Origin of the sequence: Nostoc sp. (genome assembly GCF_036918015.1) — a bacterium.
GTDB lineage: Bacteria > Cyanobacteriota > Cyanobacteriia > Cyanobacteriales > Nostocaceae > Nostoc.
The window spans coordinates 26,709-42,899 of sequence record NZ_JBALEO010000047.1; the positions used below are offsets into that span (position 1 = coordinate 26,709).

15 protein-coding genes are annotated in these 16,191 nt (G+C 40.3%); 9 read left to right on the forward strand and 6 right to left on the reverse strand.

Going from position 1 to position 16,191, the window contains the following annotated elements:
- Positions 1 to 127 precede the first annotated feature (127 nt).
- Complete coding sequence (gene acsF / locus V7K61_RS10920) at positions 128 to 1,204, reverse strand: magnesium-protoporphyrin IX monomethyl ester (oxidative) cyclase (protein ID WP_335053344.1); 1,077 nt, start codon at positions 1,202 to 1,204, stop codon at positions 128 to 130.
- A gap of 46 nt (positions 1,205 to 1,250) precedes the next feature.
- Between acsF and V7K61_RS10925 the strand changes: the two genes are divergently transcribed.
- On the forward strand, positions 1,251 to 1,502 hold the full coding sequence (locus V7K61_RS10925; RefSeq protein WP_335053345.1) for a hypothetical protein: 252 nt from the start codon (positions 1,251 to 1,253) through the stop codon (positions 1,500 to 1,502).
- A 500-nt stretch (positions 1,503 to 2,002) separates the two neighbouring features.
- Complete coding sequence (locus tag V7K61_RS10930) at positions 2,003 to 2,500, forward strand: TM2 domain-containing protein (protein ID WP_335053346.1); 498 nt, start codon at positions 2,003 to 2,005, stop codon at positions 2,498 to 2,500.
- 115 nt (positions 2,501 to 2,615) lie between these two features.
- Here the strand turns inward: V7K61_RS10930 and V7K61_RS10935 are convergent, their stop codons facing one another.
- Positions 2,616 to 3,284, reverse strand: a complete 669-nt coding sequence (locus tag V7K61_RS10935; protein ID WP_335053347.1) for a DUF2996 domain-containing protein — start codon at positions 3,282 to 3,284, stop codon at positions 2,616 to 2,618.
- A gap of 219 nt (positions 3,285 to 3,503) precedes the next feature.
- Positions 3,504 to 4,550 carry a DMT family transporter gene (locus tag V7K61_RS10940; protein ID WP_335053348.1) on the reverse strand — a complete coding sequence of 349 codons (1,047 nt, stop codon included), beginning with the start codon at positions 4,548 to 4,550 and terminating at the stop codon, positions 3,504 to 3,506.
- Positions 4,551 to 4,803: 253 nt separating this feature from the next.
- On the opposite strand from V7K61_RS10940, the gene V7K61_RS10945 reads away from it, so the two are divergent.
- Together V7K61_RS10945 and V7K61_RS10950 are read left to right on the forward strand one after the other, a co-directional pair.
- Positions 4,804 to 5,166, forward strand: coding sequence for a hypothetical protein (locus V7K61_RS10945; RefSeq protein ID WP_335053349.1), 363 nt, complete (start codon positions 4,804 to 4,806; stop codon positions 5,164 to 5,166).
- A 1,101-nt stretch (positions 5,167 to 6,267) separates the two neighbouring features.
- The gene (locus V7K61_RS10950) at positions 6,268 to 7,230 is read left to right on the forward strand and encodes a water stress protein WSP1 (RefSeq protein ID WP_335053350.1); all 963 of its coding nucleotides are present in this window, start codon (positions 6,268 to 6,270) and stop codon (positions 7,228 to 7,230) included.
- Positions 7,231 to 7,306: 76 nt separating this feature from the next.
- On the opposite strand, the gene V7K61_RS10955 is transcribed toward V7K61_RS10950, so the two are convergent.
- Positions 7,307 to 8,824 (reverse strand): NYN domain-containing protein, encoded by a 1,518-nt coding sequence (locus V7K61_RS10955; RefSeq protein WP_335053351.1) that lies wholly within the window; start codon positions 8,822 to 8,824, stop codon positions 7,307 to 7,309.
- Between the two features lie 63 nt (positions 8,825 to 8,887).
- Complete coding sequence (locus V7K61_RS10960; RefSeq protein WP_335053352.1) at positions 8,888 to 9,757, reverse strand: D-alanyl-D-alanine carboxypeptidase family protein; 870 nt, start codon at positions 9,755 to 9,757, stop codon at positions 8,888 to 8,890.
- A gap of 383 nt (positions 9,758 to 10,140) precedes the next feature.
- On the opposite strand from V7K61_RS10960, the gene mnmG reads away from it, so the two are divergent.
- The 4 genes from mnmG to V7K61_RS10980 all read left to right on the forward strand — a co-directional run bounded on the left by mnmG (position 10,141) and on the right by V7K61_RS10980 (position 13,964).
- The gene (gene mnmG / locus V7K61_RS10965) at positions 10,141 to 12,063 is read left to right on the forward strand and encodes a tRNA uridine-5-carboxymethylaminomethyl(34) synthesis enzyme MnmG (protein ID WP_335053445.1); all 1,923 of its coding nucleotides are present in this window, start codon (positions 10,141 to 10,143) and stop codon (positions 12,061 to 12,063) included.
- A gap of 47 nt (positions 12,064 to 12,110) precedes the next feature.
- Positions 12,111 to 12,254 carry a hypothetical protein gene (locus V7K61_RS10970; RefSeq protein ID WP_335053353.1) on the forward strand — a complete coding sequence of 48 codons (144 nt, stop codon included), beginning with the start codon at positions 12,111 to 12,113 and terminating at the stop codon, positions 12,252 to 12,254.
- A gap of 232 nt (positions 12,255 to 12,486) precedes the next feature.
- Positions 12,487 to 12,645: a hypothetical protein gene (locus tag V7K61_RS10975; protein WP_335053354.1), complete on the forward strand. Its 159-nt coding sequence runs from the start codon at positions 12,487 to 12,489 to the stop codon at positions 12,643 to 12,645.
- On the forward strand, positions 12,615 to 13,964 hold the full coding sequence (locus V7K61_RS10980) for a hypothetical protein (RefSeq protein ID WP_335053355.1): 1,350 nt from the start codon (positions 12,615 to 12,617) through the stop codon (positions 13,962 to 13,964). Before V7K61_RS10975 ends, V7K61_RS10980 begins: the two co-directional genes overlap by 31 nt.
- A gap of 249 nt (positions 13,965 to 14,213) precedes the next feature.
- On the opposite strand, the gene V7K61_RS10985 is transcribed toward V7K61_RS10980, so the two are convergent.
- A complete protein-coding gene (locus V7K61_RS10985; protein WP_335053356.1) occupies positions 14,214 to 14,351 on the reverse strand; it encodes a hypothetical protein in 138 nt (45 codons plus the stop codon).
- 528 nt (positions 14,352 to 14,879) lie between these two features.
- Between V7K61_RS10985 and V7K61_RS10990 the strand changes: the two genes are divergently transcribed.
- Positions 14,880 to 15,857 (forward strand): bestrophin family protein, encoded by a 978-nt coding sequence (locus V7K61_RS10990; protein WP_335053357.1) that lies wholly within the window; start codon positions 14,880 to 14,882, stop codon positions 15,855 to 15,857.
- The last annotated feature ends 334 nt before the right edge of the window (positions 15,858 to 16,191 follow it).

Here is a 16,191-nt window from a genome sequence, read left to right on the forward strand (position 1 = left end):
ACAAATTAGCGATCGCACTACTAATTGTTTGACATATCAGTAATCATTGGCTTGGAAAAAGGACAAAAAAAGTGGCTCTGCAACCAGCAGAACCACCAAAGCTTTCGCAAACAAACCTGTTATCTAATTAACGAACTGCCCCTTGAGCAGAAACAGTATCAATCGGTTTCATCAGGTACAGGCGCAATAACTGCCAGCCATTGGAGATGTAAAGCGGCAGTTTTTGGAAGAATTGCAGGAATTTGGGAGTGTTGGAGTTAGCGATCGCACCCAACTTTTCATTATTGCTTATACAAACATCCAACCGCTCATAAAACTCTGGATTTTCTACATCCAGCATCAGTGGGAATACCCGACCTGCGTTTTCGTTGGTCTTCTGAATAACATGGATGTCGTATTCTCGCGCATCCAATCCAAGGGTGGCATAAAAGTCCTTGCGTTGGATGTCATTGAGATACATGGTCGCAAACACTGATAATAAAAAGAACCGACTCCATAGCCGTGCTTTCCAATCATTCAACATTTGCGGCTGAGATTTCATGATCGCATCAAAGAAATCGCCGTGACGGTTTTCATCCTGACACCAGTTCTCAAAGAACCGGAAGATTGGATAAACCCGATCTTCGGGATGTGCTTCTAAATGGCGATAAATGGTGATGTAGCGCCAATAACCGATCTTCTCAGAAAGATAAGTAGCGTAGAAGATGAATTTCGGTTTAAAGAAGGTATAACTGCGACTCTTAGTCAAAAACCCTAAATCTAGGGACATATTAAAGTCCGACAAAGCTTTGTTCAAAAAGCCAGCGTGACGCGCTTCATCCCGTGACATCAGGTTAAAACACTCTGCCAAAACAGGGCTTTTTCCTTTCAAGCGACGACCAAGTTCTTTATAGAGCAAAAAGCCGGAAAACTCTGCCGTACAAGAACGTTCTAGAAATTCAACGAACAACTTGCGAGTTTCGCCGTCAATATGATCCCAGGATTGTTCAAACTCGGCATCCCGAACAAAGTGGTGGCGGTTGTAGTCAGTGCGGAACTCTTCGAGAATGGCTTGTAACTCGTCTTCGTTGACGGAGATATCCATCCGTGCCATTTCATCAAAATCGGTAGTATAAAACCGAGGTGTTAACAGGGTTTCTTTTGCCGGGACTTTAATCCCTGGCCGGATTTCTTCAAAGCCTGGTTTTTTGAGGGAATCTACCATGTCTTGATTTCTCTTTCGTCTTTATTATCTTAAGTAGACCTTTCGGGTGACGCTCTTACGTCCCTACCGCCACGGTAACGGCAGTTCCTCATGGGGAGCCACTGCGGTCTTCTCCCTTGGCGCTAGCCTCTCCCTTTGGGAGAAGGGGAGACGCCAAGGGCGATGGGGTCTCCCCAAGTGGAGCAAGTGGCGTGGAAAACCCTGCTGGTGTGAGCCTTTCCCTTTGGGAGAAGACCGGACTGCTTCACCAGAAATGCTCTGGCAAACCGTAACAGCCCACAATAATCCAATTGTATAAAGTTCAGTCTACCAAGGTGCGGGTGAGAAATTTATAAGCAAAACATTAAGAGTTGCAACAATCATTCAATATTTGCGGAATCAAAAATCGCGGATTGGTAGTCAAATAAATATAGTTCGGCAAGCAGCATTATCTCGTTCAAGTGGAGTAGCACTCACCTCTTGATTCTCAAAGCACTACTATCTCAGTAATTTTCTCTGTTTGTTACTACAATAAATTCATGGGGTTCTACTAATACGTTGGGCATCTTAAAATTAACAATCCATGAGTAGCATAATTACTGAAAAATCTGAGTACTTTAGTTATTTTTTGCACCTTTCTCACTAACTGGAGATTAGACAGTGCCCACAACTTCAAATCACAAAAGCATTGTCTATTATGAAAATTGTTAGAAAGTAACTGGTGCAAAATGTAAGTCTAGCTATTAGCACTTGGTATAAAAAACAGTCAGAAAAAACCATCTTAAACAACAAGAGTAAATCCAAAAGGTTGAAAACAAGATGAATCTTGAAAACAATCAGCAGCAGAAAGACCGACTTCTTGTCTCTTATATCTTGTGTGCAGTCGGATTTATCGGGGTGGGAGGATTGCAGCGTTTTTACAATGGCAAGATCGGAACTGGTTTGTTATGGCTGTTGACTGGTGGTGTGTTTGGTATAGGGCAGTTCGTGGATTTATTCTTTATCCCCAATATGGTTAACGAATACGAACACAACTTGAGATTAAAAGCGGGTGTATCTCCCTTTGGTGTGCCGTTGAATCAAGCAGTAGTTGCTTCTCAAGTCCACCAACCAACAGGCAACCAACTCATGATGAAACTGATTGAAGCAGCGGAAAACAAAGGTGGTATTTTAACTGTCACTCAAGGCGTAAAGTTTACAGGAGCCAGCTTTGCTGAAGTGGAAGCTAGTCTCAAAGAGATGTACAAATCAGGTTATGTAAAAATTGATAACGACCCCAATACTGGAGCCGTTACCTACCATTTCCACGAACTTTAATTATTATTAGTCATTTGTCCTTTGTCCTTTGTCCTTTGTCATTTGTCATTTGTCCTTTGTTAAAAACTAATGACCAATGACCAATGACCAATGACTAATGACTAATGACCAATGACTAATTTCTACCTAACCACTTTTGACCGTCTAAGCGCTGAACTAAGCCAAATACCAACAAATCGAGTGTAATTCTGCGCTCATCGATTAAGAATGACTCAAGAGTGCTGGGTTTTTTGCCTTCATTACAGGAAAATCCCTTTTTCCCTTGAATATCTTCATCGGGGAAATACAGGTTAAACTGACGCTTACCAATTTCTGACCAACTGCCGATAATTTGCCAGCATTCTTCGGCGGATTCAAAGCCAGTGATTGACATCTTCTGCTTGGCAAAAGACACCTGTAAATCTTGCACACCTTTTTGAGCGATCGCTTTTTGTAAAGCTGGCAAGTAGTCTTGCTCAATGAACTCTACAAATGGCTTATCTTCAACAGATGGGGCTTTTTCCTTTTTGGCGGCTTTAGCTGCGGCGGGTTTTTCTTCTGTTGCGTCGGCGGCGGGTTTTTCTCCTGTTGCGGCTTTAGCTGCGGCTGCGGGTTTTTCTCGCTTGGGTGGTACAGCAACCGGTTTAGCAGCTTTGGGACTATCTTCGGAGTTTGCGGCTTTAGGATCTGGCGCGTTGGCAGTAGGAATATCTGTGGCTTCGGGTGAGTCTGTACTAGGAACCTGCTTGTCAGCAGTGGTGGGAGCTACTTCTCCCGCTTGATTTTGATTGGTTGGGTCTGCCATTGCTCAGGTCAATCCTTTAATCTAGCTTTGGGAGCGATCGCTCACCTTGATGTATCGGGTATTTTTATTTTGACATACTACTACCGCTGTGCAGAATGGTTAAGGTAAGAGACGCGATAAATCGCCGTCTCTACAATAATCAGTCTTTCGTCTTGACAGCGATTCATCGCGTCTTTGTGATGATTTATCACATCTTTAGCGATCTAGAATTTTCATCCTTCAAATCCCTTTGAATCCCATACCAGTTTCTACCTGTTGCTGTGCTGGAGTAGAATTTACCTTGCCGCTAGAAGTCTGACGCCTGGTGCCAACTTGGCTCAAGAATATACCTCCTAAAATCAAGCTATCGCCAATATATTGAGGTCGGGTAGGGGCTTCACCCAAAATTAAATAGGCTGCTATAATTCCCACAATTGGGCCAAATGAGCTAATTAAGGAAGCTGTAGATACAGTGGAAGTTTTCAAGCCTTTAACCCAAAAAGACTGGCCTACCACCACAATCAACCCGCCATAGAGAAACATCCACTGCCACAAGAATGGTGAAAGGACATCAGCAAAATGATCCTTGCCATAGAGGACTAAAGCAATGAAGAAAAAGATTACAGTCCCAAGTGCAGTCCGAAAAATACTATAGATTCCCAAAGGAATCTGCGAAAGGTGTTTCTTGCTAATAATCGTAGAAGCGGCTATGGCCACAGATGCGGCTGCTGCCAAAAATTCCCCTATACCTAAACCGAAACCTCCCATGTTCATCATGGTTCCTGTTGCAGGCTGAAGGATAATAGTTAGGATAACGCCAACAAAAGCTGCGATCGCACCAATAAATTCCCAAATATTTACCCGTTCTCTCAATAACCAGACTGATAAAGCCAAAGTTAGAGGCGGTTCCAAGCGTCCCACTAAGATGACATTGTTCACCCTTGTGAGTGCCAGTGCCTGGAAAATTAAACCAGGGGCTAACGCTCCTGATAAAATAGCCACTGCTGTTAGACTGACCCAATCTTTCCTTGAGAGTTGCTTCAAAGTAGCTTTGTTCCACTGCCGCCCATAGATTAGGATCAGAAGTATCAAAGCGCAAAGGTTTCCCACAAATAAAACATTACACAAAGAAATCGGATTGCGATTACCGATAAAATTTTGGGCACCAATTTCTGTTAGTTTCCGGGTAACGGCGCTAGATGCTCCAAAAATTAGCATTGCTATCCAGAGATATGTTTGTCCTGAAATTCTATAGATTTGGCGATGTGGTCTTTTGGGTCTAGTCACAATAACATCACTGCAATGAAAGCATTGCTCATCATATTAAGTTACCCTCACGCACTTAAAAATGAGGTTTTGTTGAGAAAATACTTAAATTTTCCTGTGACTTTGAGCAACCATGATTAGCTGAGAAAATCCTGAGAATTAACTAAATTTTCTCAAAGGATAAATTCATGAAAATAGTGGCTTAGTTTCAATAAGCTCTCACTGCCACCTGAGATGCTTGGGATGTTCAGGATAAAACAAAGAAAAGAAACAAATGAAACTTGCACCCTTACTTACAAGCGTAGCCTTGGTTGGTTTTTTCACAGTTTGGGACGTACCATTAAAGGCGATCAATCCGTTATTAGTACAGGCATCAGCAGCCGAAGAAATGTCTGTAGCACAAAAAATAGACTTGCTTACTAAGAGTAAGGGTCAAATTGGTAGTGGCGATCAACTACGTCGTTTCTTTTTTGCTGACTTGGAACCAATCGGTATCCAGGTAGGTGGTGCCGGTCATGTAGTTAACCTTTATAACAAAGCTAATGATGTCACATTCGCTTACTGTTCGCATTATGATGTGATTGTTGCCATTAAGAAAGGTAAGGTAACTAAATTTGAACCCAGCGAAGTCAAGTAATAATAAATCCACTTTCTAATTAATATTTTGCTGAAACTAGAGGAGCAATTTTATTGCATCTAGGTTGCAATATATGAAGAGAAGCCCGGAGTCACGGAAACGTCTCCGGCTTTGTACTGTGCGTTTACGCTTGAATAAAGGTCTGATTTATAGCGTTTCCTAATCACATAAGGTACATTATAGTCCCCTCTCGAAGAGCGGGGAGGGGGTTGGGGGTGGGGTTCTTGTACCTCACTTAACCGAGAACTGCTATATCTTTCCTCGAAATTCATTAGTTTCCTGGACAAATCAGATCAAAGGCAAACAGTGAAACATGAAAATTTATTTTTGATTTCGTCCTTAAACTCTTATTTAATTATTTTTTTACAATTTATTTTAAAATGAAGAGTTTAAAAGCGATCGCCTGCAAACAAAAATCTTTTAATAGCTATTAAAGCAATTATTGTATGCAAACAAACTCACAGTTAAACTGTAACAGTTTCAAAAACAGAAAGTCTACTTATATATTAATGTAGCCAATAATTTTTCTTTTTTAAAATAATAAAAAAGTATATAATCCAGTCAAAAATTCAGCAAAAGCTAAACCTTAACCAAGATGCTATTCAACCTTAATGATTAGGAAAAATATTCTTAACATTATTCAAATACACTCTTGCTAAGATAACTCTAAATACAGATTTACAACCTAATTTTTTGACTTTTAATGGACAAAGAAAAGATACTTAACTCTCGGTTCATTGTAATCAAATTTGGAAATAATGGGTTCCAAGAAATGTGTGGAAGTGTAGCTAGATGTAGTTTTGAGATTTTTACATCCGACGTCAAGTTCTCACATATCCTAATTTCACAACTTGAGTAAATAGTAATTACAATAATCTGGAGTTAAGTTTTCTTAGCCTGTTTACAGTCAAAAGTTTAGTAGTATTTCAGTTTTGCAAACTTCTCGGCTATATAAGCAAAGTAAGATAACGCAAACTAATCTTAAATCTCAGCCTAGCAAAGTTAGCTTTGTTTGTGTCGTACAAGCTTTTAGTCAGATAGCAATTTGCATATTTGGAGTGTTCCCAAAAGTTTTACAGTTTGAATAAGGGGAAAATTCTTATGGCTCTTTACGGCTATACCATTGGAGAGGATCGTGACGGCAACGCTAGTAATGGCAAGCAACTTGACGTTTACCGCTTTTTGATCCCTTCTGGATCTGGAGGTTCTATTACTCCTACAAGAGTAGGTACAGTCAATCTTCCAGCTACTGCTACTACCGCCGATTTAGAAGGTTTGGGAACTAACCCCATTACCGGAAGGGTAGGTGCGGTTAACGAAGCACGAGTCACTGGTGCTACAACACCAATCGATCCAACTGTTACTGTCGTTAATAATGTAGATCAACCTTTTGCTCCAGCCACGACCTCACCAACCCGTACACCATCTGACCTACGTCGTTTTGGATTTGAGTCAGGTGCTGACTTTAATCGTACTGCTCTGTACAACATTTCAGGGAATCCGAATCCCGCAAATGGGCCAGTAGGAAGCTCTCTTTATAGAATTACTACAGCTACCCCTGGAACTATTAGCCTTGTAGACAACTTTGGCCCAGCTACTACTGCTGCACAAAGACAAGGAACTCAACCTACCAACTCTCAATTTGCCGATGGATTAGCCATCGACAATCTCAATCCTGGTAATACTCGCGCTCTTGCTAGCGATTTTAGAACTAATGATAGAGATGGGAACCAGCTTTACAAAGTCGATCTACTCACTGGTCAGCTATCTGCGCCGATTGCTCTGAGAACTCCTTCAGGGCAAGCTTTGAATCTCAACGCAGATTCTGGGTTGTCATTTACTAACTTCGGTTCTCAAAGATTGATCGGTTGGGTGGAAACTGGCGCTGTCTATGAGATCACAGGCTACCAAGATGAACTTGCTGCATCAGGTCTAGGTTTAGGTAGTGCCACGGGTACTAATGGCGCTGGCTTTGCAACCGCCACCTTACTTGGTAACGTTAATTTACCAAATGCTGTAAGTGGAGTCGTTGATTATGAAGGCTTTACGATTGTTAATGAATAACAGTCGTTAGGATACTCTTTCTTCAACTCTTGTAAAAGTACTTTTTACAAGAGTTGAAGAACGGAGCTAAACGCGATTATGATAAGTTAACGGAGTTTGTAGTAAGCACTCTAGGCTTTAAATAAGCGCTACCACCATTTAAAGTTCTATTTGATGAGCCATTAGAGACTAAATTTAAGGTTTCTCGCAAAATTAATTTATTGTTGTCACTCGATAGACAAATATCTGTTCCTTCAATGACTTTATTCAAAAAAATTGTCAATTTGTAACCATTATTTTCTCTTTTTTGGTCAAAATTGGGAATATTCTCTCTCAATATTTTGTGAATTTGAGGCAGAAGAATACCACCTTGTTTAAGCTGATTTAATTGCTCAAAATTCTTCTTTAAATCCTGCAAAACTTGATTGGTTAATACTAAAATATCATCATTTAATGGACTCTCGCTAGTTACTTGATTAATTGGAATATCCTCTATTTTTGCTTGGGGAGCAGGTATAGGTATAAAGCGATCGCAAACAGATTTGAGAATACGATTAATTTGTACTTCGTAAGCACATACAATTACAGTCTTTCCATATTCATGGAGCTTTTTAGCTAAAGCGGCAAATGCACCATCACCTGATACAATAACGAAAACTTGCAGTGTAGGACGACTCTGGGCTAATTCCATGACATCAATGGCTAGTTGCATGTCTGCTGCATTCCGTTTGTGACTATAATCAAAAATTTGTATTGCTTCAATGCCAAGTTCTTGAATCTCATTCTTGAGTCGCTTTAATCGAGAATCACTCCAGTCAGCATAAGCGCATTGGATAGCAATTTTATTAACTAGGGTAGTGTTTTTCAGATTTGTTTGAATTTCTTTCAGAGAAAAATTTAAGTTGGGGTTGCTTCTACCCATTGTTAAGTTTTCAATATCATAGAAAATAGCAGTGTTGAATTGCTCAGTCTTCGGCGAAACGTTAGCTGTAGTAGTAAACTGCTCTACACGAATCTGACGCTGCTTTAACTCTTGAAACTCAGCTATTAAAGATGTTATCTCTGTCCTTGATTCAGAATTATCTTCTTTCTGTTGTAACTGTGTAATTACTATTTTTAAGTCATTGACTTGTAGCTTTGCTTGTTGTAATTCTTTTTGTAATTGATCGGTTAATGTATTGATTTGAGTCTGGCTTTGGAAAGTCTGCTCTCGGAGTTCACCAATGGTTCTAGAGAGAATTTGCTGGTGTTGCTGATAAGCTGTTACCAAAGCTTGCTGGACGATATCCCATTCTTTAGGAAAAGCCTCATGGGTAACAATCGGTAGAACTGTTTCATAACCAGCAATCGCAATTTCCAAATTACTTGCAGGGTTCCCTTGTTCAAACTCTTGAATAATGCTACTCAGTTTAATAATGACTCTAGCTAAATTAATAGCAATAGCAGGTTCTTTAGCAAAGCGATCGCTTACCCATTTTCGCAACATTAAAGCTAAATTATCATTGAGTTTGCTTAAGTTATGTTGCAGAATTGGATATACTTCCTGATTTTGATAAGTTGCTCTTAGTAAATCAATCAGGAAAGTTTGCTCCTGGTTAGCAGCTTCGTTTGGCATACCTAAATCCCTGACAATACACATTTAAGGTTAGTATTCCCAAGTTTTCATGCTATCTAACAATTAAAGCGGCGTAATCCAATAAGTAATGCCTCGAATAGGTTGTTTCTTAAAACCAAACAGAGGTAAGTTTTCTTCAGCTAAACCCACATAAGTCCAATGGGGAACATCGTTTTCTACAGTTTGAAACCAACCATTTTGATTGAGAGCTTTTCTTTGCTCTTTATTGCCTATGCGTAAATCAATTGCTAATCCCCATATATGTTGTGAAGTTCCGGGAGGTGCAACTAAACCGAGAATTTTTGTTTCTTTACCTTGTTGAACTTTTGCTAAAACTTGATTGTTAGCATATTTATTCCAAAATTTTAAATTAGTATTGAAAGTGCGAGTACAATCACCAGAACCATAACCAGATTTTAGCGGAATTTGTTGCTGGATTCGCGCTTTATTTAAAGCATCAGCCGCCGATTTTTGTAAATAACAGTCGTTAGTGCCATCAACATGACCCATTGTTAAAGTAGCTTGAAACTCTTGGGTTGCTTGTTCATTAGCAAACATATTTTTTTGCGGCAGTTTAATCCCAATATCTGGATTTACGAATACTGCACCATAGCTTCGCAGCAAAGTATATTCATAAGTCCCAGGCTGGGGAATTGTGGATAATTTTCTAGCGATCGCAGATAAAAAACGCTCTTTAGCATTTAATTTTGGATCGGGAATAAATGGTTCTGATGTTGTTTTAGAGGTATCTATACAAGGTAATGAATTATTACTCAAGCATTCTTGTAATGGTTGAGCAGTTATAGCAACTTTGTGGTGGGTAATCTCATTGCTAGCTACTAATACAAAAATCATCAATATAACGATACTGATGAAACTTGTCTTTCTAATAAACCTAGGAATATTTTTTTGATTTCTGAGGGTGAGTTTCATTTTTAAATAATTGTTTGGTGACTTAAGAATAAAATTAAGAAGTTTTTAGGAAATATCTATTATTGCTAAATTAAAATCACAGATGATTTATCGGTATTGAACTATAGTTTCATCCAAATTAGAGAAAATATCTCATACATACGAGTTATAAATGAATTTATCTTGGCTAACGATATGAACAATAGCTACGATCGCCAAACCGGAATGTTGTCACAAATTTTAAAAAATCATATTTTTCACTTCCTACTAAAGTTAAAAAATGAAACCTTGCCTTTAATTGAGTACTAGTAAATTTGATAACTTTTTTATTAGAAAGTTACATCCATGAAACCACTGGAACAGTTAAAATTGAAAAGAACTCTAAGCTTGCCGATCCTGTAAGTATGACCATGCACAATTCCGTTGAATTCCAAGACGCTTTTGATGTCATAGTCGTCGGTGCAGGTCACTCCGGTTGCGAAGCAGCTCTCGCCTCTGCACGCCTCGGTTGTCGTACCCTGTTATTGACGCTCAACTTGGATAAAATCGCTTGGCAACCTTGTAACCCAGCAGTAGGTGGCCCAGCTAAATCTCAGTTGACTCATGAGGTAGACGCACTTGGTGGGGAAATTGGTAAAGTTGCAGACCGCACCTACTTGCAAAAACGTATCCTCAACTCTTCACGGGGTCCCGCTGTTTGGGCATTACGCGCCCAGACTGATAAGCGCGAATATGCAGCGGTGATGAAAAATATTGTTGAGAACCAAGATAACTTGACAATCCGTGAAAGTATGGCAACAGACTTAGTGCTGGGTGCTAACGGTGAAGTCATCGGTGTTGAAACTTATTTTGGTGTAGGGTTCCAATGTAAAGCAGTCATCTTGACAACTGGCACGTTCCTGGGCGGCAAAATTTGGGTTGGTAACAAATCAATGCCAGCTGGACGTGCTGGAGAATTTGCAGCTGAAGGATTGACACAAACCCTAAATCGCTTGGGATTTGAAACCGGCAGACTTAAAACTGGAACTCCGGCACGGGTAGACAAGCGTTCGGTGGATTATAGTAAAATGCTCATCCAGCCAGGGGATGAAGATGTGCGTTGGTTCAGTTTTGACCCAGATGTGTGGGTAGAACGGGAACAGATGCCTTGCTACATCACCCGCACAACCGCCGAAACCCATCGCCTGATTCAAGAAAATTTACACCTGTCGCCAGTTTATGGCGGTTGGGTGGAAGCCAAGGGGCCGCGCTATTGTCCCAGTATTGAAGATAAGATTGTCCGCTTTGCCGATAAGGAAAGCCATCAAATCTTTATTGAACCGGAAGGAAGAGATATACCCGAACTGTATATCCAAGGATTTTCTACAGGGTTGCCAGAAAATTTGCAGTTGCAAATGTTGCGGACTCTCCCCGGTTTGGAAAAATGTGTGATGCTGCGTCCCGCCTATGCAGTGGAATATGACTATTTACCAGCAACTCAGTGTTACCCCACACTGATGACTAAGAAGATTGCCGGACTGTTTTGTGCTGGGCAAATTAACGGCACTACAGGTTATGAAGAAGCTGCTGCTCAAGGCCTGGTGGCGGGAATTAACGCCGCTCGATTTGTTCGCTCTCAAGAAATGATTGTGTTTGCGCGCGAGCAAAGTTACATTGGGACGCTAGTTGATGACTTGTGTACAAAAGACCTACGGGAACCTTACCGGATGCTTACCAGTAGGTCAGAGTACCGATTGCTATTGCGTTCTGACAATGCCGACCAACGCCTAACACCCTTGGGACGAGAGATTGGTTTAATTGACGATCGCCGCTGGGATATGTTTACTGAAAAACAGGTTAATATTACCACAGAAAAACAAAGATTGCAAGCTACACGAGTTAAAGAACATGATGAAATTGGAATAGCGATCGCATCTGATACTCAACAAGCAATTAAAGGTTCGATTACCCTCAACGACTTGTTGCGGCGTCCAGGATTACATTACGTTGACCTCGACAGGTTCGGACTGGGAAACCCCAACCTCAACCGGGCCGAGAAAGAAGGCGCAGAAATTGACATCAAGTATTCTGGCTATCTCGCTAGGCAACAAAATCAAATTGACCAAATTGCCCGCCAAGCGCACCGCCAGTTACCTGGCGATTTAGACTACACAACAATTGATACTCTTTCTAAAGAGGCACGGGAAAAGCTGACTCACATAAAACCACTCACCCTTGGTCAAGCTGCACGTATAGGTGGTGTAAACCCAGCGGATATTAACGCCTTATTATTATATCTAGAATTGCGTAGAAGCAAGAGCCAGTCAGAGTTTCCAGCGTTAGCTTAACACAAGCTTGATAAAGACTGAGTATAGTAGTAGGGAGAGAGATTGGTATGATAGATGACATAAAGATTAGTAGTGGCATCATCAACAATCCCCAGATGAAAGTAGAGTTTAATACCAACACTCAATCAACTTATCTCAATCAGATGGGGGATTGGATGTTTCATTATTCAGGAGGTAGCAGACAGGAGTAACCCACGCACAACTGCATAGGATTGGCGCAAGACCGGAGACAAAGCGGCTCCAAGCTTTGTATCTCGCTCAACACGTCTTAATACACTTCTTCTTTTTAAACCGGGTAATTACCCAAATCTGAAGTTTTTATTCATACTTATTTACTTCAGTAATAACTGCCCTCTACCTGCTGCCTCCTCTTATAATCCTAATTTCCAGGCAGTCTCAATAAAACAAGTTTCACCACCAAGTATGAAAGAAGGACTGGGGACTGGAAACTGGGAACTAGTATTTTTACTCAGCACTCAGCACTCAGCACTCAGCACTTTCAAGCCAGTAGGGGTGGCGTTTCCTCGTCCAAGCAACAACCCAGAACGTCTATGTTACAAGAAGCCAGTACCCGTCTCATAGTACCAGAACCATCAGAAGACTTAATCACCAACGAGCCTTGGTCGATAGAAAACTATGCTGATGGCCTAATGGATGAACTCTTTGCCGATATCGACTACATTCTGGATGCTAGTGGTAATCTACCTTCTCAAACTGTTAGGCACAGTAGTCAGAACAGATCGAGCCACTCTGTTGCTGGAGTTTCCGCCCAAGCTCAACGCCAATCGCCTCCAGAATACGTGCCTCTGCAAACAGTTACGATACCACAGATTACTTTGAACCAAGGAGTACAGTCAGTTGCTCAAGATAACCACAAGCAATTGAGTACCGTTGTATTTGGCACCTCTACTGTTAAATCAGTTAGTAGAAAGCGTCAAAAAACTAGTTCGGTTTTGGGCAAACTGCTGATTGTAGGAACAACTTTAGGCGTGGCGATCGCTAGTACGATCTACTTGGTGCAATCTGGAGTTGTATATCTTTTAAATACCAAATTGCCTGAGTCAGCGCTTTTGCTGCCGCAACCGCAAGCACAGTTGCCAGTAAAAACAGAAATAGAGGCAGAGTTAGTTGACTATATGCTCCAATCCCTGGCTGTTATAGACAAGCAAGGAGCAACGCCCAATCAAAAATATTTCAGTCCGAGATTCTCCACTCAGGCAAATACTAACCAAATAGCCCTTGGTCGCGAACAAGCAACTGGTAATCTACCAGGACTTCCACTTCTAGCTAATAATACACCACCAGCCCCCAATCGTTCTGGAAGCGTTGTTGAGCGCATCTATGTCCCCGTTTATCAAGCGCCGTCACCAATGCGCTACGCCCTTCCAGCCATTCCAGGGACTCCCACACTTTTACCACAAGTTGCCAGTGCGTTACGGGTATCTCAACCTAATGTTGTGAAAACTGCCCTGAATACAGTTCGACAAGCTGCCAAGCCTGTAACTGTCAATATGTTAGCTGCGGCTGTACGAGCCGAACTCAAACCGGTGGCAGCAAAAACTGCACCCATTACCGTGCGCCAAACACCCAAACCTCTGCCTGCATTACCAGTAGTTCCATTGCGTGCTGCACTCGCACCAGAGTCAGAACCAACTATTACCCAGGAACAAGTATATCCGGCAACTGCGATCGCAGTTGCTCCGAGTAATACCTTAGAGGGATTGCTAGAGTTGGGCAACAAATCTGCCGCTTTGTTTAAAATCGATGGTGTGACTCGCCGCATCAATATGGGTGAAGGTATCGGCTCCAGCGGTTGGACACTAGTAGATGTCAGTAATGGCGAAGCAGTCGTCCGACGTAATGGCGAAGTGCGATCGATTTATGCAGGACAGAAACTATAAATTTTTTAACCCACTGCTTGGTTGAGGAGAGTTTAAAGATTAAACTCATCTACCACCATTAATAGTACTGCGACCAGCAATAATTGATTGAAATAACTCGATCGCGTCAAATAGTTTTCTGTCTCTGTCTGCATTGCTAGGATTGCCTGCTGATATGTAGCCTAGCTAATGCGATCGCGCCTTAATAGTTTTAATATTATCAGCTTTATTGATAGCAAGATCGCTTTTACCTCCAGCAGACTCTAGTAACTATTGAGCGATTATTACTTTTTTGAGAATTTGCCGATTGATTTCGGTAACTTTGATACTTTCAATGCCAACTTGTGTAAATACTGTTGCTAAATCTTTATTAAAATAAGTTTCAACTAAATCATCTAGTAATGACATAGTTTTGTCCTTTTAAAAAGTATTTGCATAACCCTTCACGCAATAATAGTTTTTCTCAAAACGGACAGCTAAAATTGGGTAACTCTCTGGCTTAATATCAAATTTCATTGGGTTTATCTCCTTTTATAGCTTGAGAGTTACGCATTCGCTACACTATTATTAACCCAAATCTTTAGGCGTAGTCTGTCGTAGGCATCGCTCTGTCGGTAAGAAAAAATAAATATTTACTGTAAATAGCTGGAAATTTTGTCTAACTATCTCATAAATCAGTGAAAGACCACAAAATTTAATCAATATCAGCAGAAAATCAGGTTTGTGGTGAAGAATTGGAAGACAGTATTGAATTTACCTACCTAAAGATGGTTCACAGAAATAAATTTCAATGTTACAACTATAATTTGTGTTTATTATAGTTACACTATAGTGACTATTTGGAAACCTAGATTTTGCATATATCTTGCTTAAGCAAGATATATTTAGCTAAAAAAGTTAGTTTGCTAATTGATGTAATCCTCAAATCTTACCAATATGAAACAACCTAACTATTTTCAAAATAATTCTAAAAACTCTTTAAGAGAGAAGTATCATCTTTACAAAGGCGAAAAGCTGAACTGGCTTCAAGTAACTCTTAGGCTTGAAAGGTCAATTATCTCTATTATTCTTCCTTGGGTAATTTTTTGTACTATATATGGTACTTTTATATCATTTTTAGCTCATTTAGGATTACCAATCGCATTTTCAGATTCCAGCAATATTCTTACCAATGCTGTTTTAAGCTTTAATATTGGCTTTACATTACTATTAGTCTTTCGGACGAATACGGCTCATGATAGATTTTGGGAAGGTCGTCAACTATGGGGAGCTTTAGTTAATACATCGCGTAATTTAACTCGTGGAATTGCGATAATAGTTAAAGAGAAGACACCAGAAGATAAATTAGAAAAAGAAGCAATGCTTCGGTTAGTAACTGCTTTTGCAATTGCAATGAAGTTACATCTAAGATCAGTGCCTTTAGACACTCAGTTGGCATCATTAATGTCTGAAAAACAATATTTACACCTCCAAGATAGCGATCATCCGCCACTACAAATTGCTTATTGGATAGGAGATTATTTGCAGTATCAGCATGACCGAAATTGTCTAAATGTCTATCAATTAACTACTCTGCATAATTGTGTAGATGATTTAGTTGATATTTTAGGTGGTTGCGAACGCATTTTAAAAACGCCGCTGCCTTTGATATATACTATTAAACTCAGACAACTGTTATTAATTTTTTGTCTTATATTACCTTTGGAAATTGTGAGCTTTTTAAATTGGTGGACTGGTATAGTAATGGCTTTTGTAAGTTTTACATTATTAAGCATTGAACAAATTGGCTCAGAAATCGAAGAACCTTTTGGGTTTGATCCTAATGACTTACCTTTAAATACTATTTGCAATACAATCTCTAACAATGTTGAAGAATTAATCAGGCTTACTTCTAACAATGTTCGTTCTTATTAAATCTATAAAAAAGTTTTATCAGTCAACTTTTGATGAGAATGGAGAGGTTTTTTCTTTATTAAATATAGAAAATACTTGGCTGAAAAATTCAATCGCTTAATAGACCTCTTGCAAAAGTCCCTAACACCCCACCCCCAACCCCCTCCGTGTATACACAAGTCAAATTACCCCCCTTAATCCCCCCTTATAAAGGGTGGAAACCGGCAAATTTAGTTCCCTCCCCTTTATAAGGGGAGGGTTAGGGTGGGGTAAAACCTTGGTTAATTAACTATTTCAGACTTGTGTATACACCGTAGGCTTGCGGGGAGGAGAGACAAAGCGTAGCTTTGGCGGG

Bases quoted from the DNA above. Each gene is read 5' to 3' on its own strand.
- acsF (WP_335053344.1), bottom strand. From the start codon at position 1,204: ATGGTAGATTCCCTCAAAAAACCAGGCTTTGAAGAAATCCGGCCAGGG.
- V7K61_RS10930 (WP_335053346.1), top strand. From the start codon at position 2,003: ATGAATCTTGAAAACAATCAGCAGCAGAAAGACCGACTTCTTGTCTCT.
- V7K61_RS10935 (WP_335053347.1), bottom strand. From the start codon at position 3,284: ATGGCAGACCCAACCAATCAAAATCAAGCGGGAGAAGTAGCTCCCACC.
- V7K61_RS10945 (WP_335053349.1), top strand. From the start codon at position 4,804: ATGAAACTTGCACCCTTACTTACAAGCGTAGCCTTGGTTGGTTTTTTC.
- V7K61_RS10950 (WP_335053350.1), top strand. From the start codon at position 6,268: ATGGCTCTTTACGGCTATACCATTGGAGAGGATCGTGACGGCAACGCT.
- V7K61_RS10955 (WP_335053351.1), bottom strand. From the start codon at position 8,824: ATGCCAAACGAAGCTGCTAACCAGGAGCAAACTTTCCTGATTGATTTA.
- V7K61_RS10960 (WP_335053352.1), bottom strand. From the start codon at position 9,757: ATGAAACTCACCCTCAGAAATCAAAAAAATATTCCTAGGTTTATTAGA.
- mnmG (WP_335053445.1), top strand. From the start codon at position 10,141: ATGACCATGCACAATTCCGTTGAATTCCAAGACGCTTTTGATGTCATA.
- V7K61_RS10970 (WP_335053353.1), top strand. From the start codon at position 12,111: ATGATAGATGACATAAAGATTAGTAGTGGCATCATCAACAATCCCCAG.
- V7K61_RS10975 (WP_335053354.1), top strand. From the start codon at position 12,487: ATGAAAGAAGGACTGGGGACTGGAAACTGGGAACTAGTATTTTTACTC.
- V7K61_RS10980 (WP_335053355.1), top strand. From the start codon at position 12,615: ATGTTACAAGAAGCCAGTACCCGTCTCATAGTACCAGAACCATCAGAA.
- V7K61_RS10985 (WP_335053356.1), bottom strand. From the start codon at position 14,351: ATGTCATTACTAGATGATTTAGTTGAAACTTATTTTAATAAAGATTTA.
- V7K61_RS10990 (WP_335053357.1), top strand. From the start codon at position 14,880: ATGAAACAACCTAACTATTTTCAAAATAATTCTAAAAACTCTTTAAGA.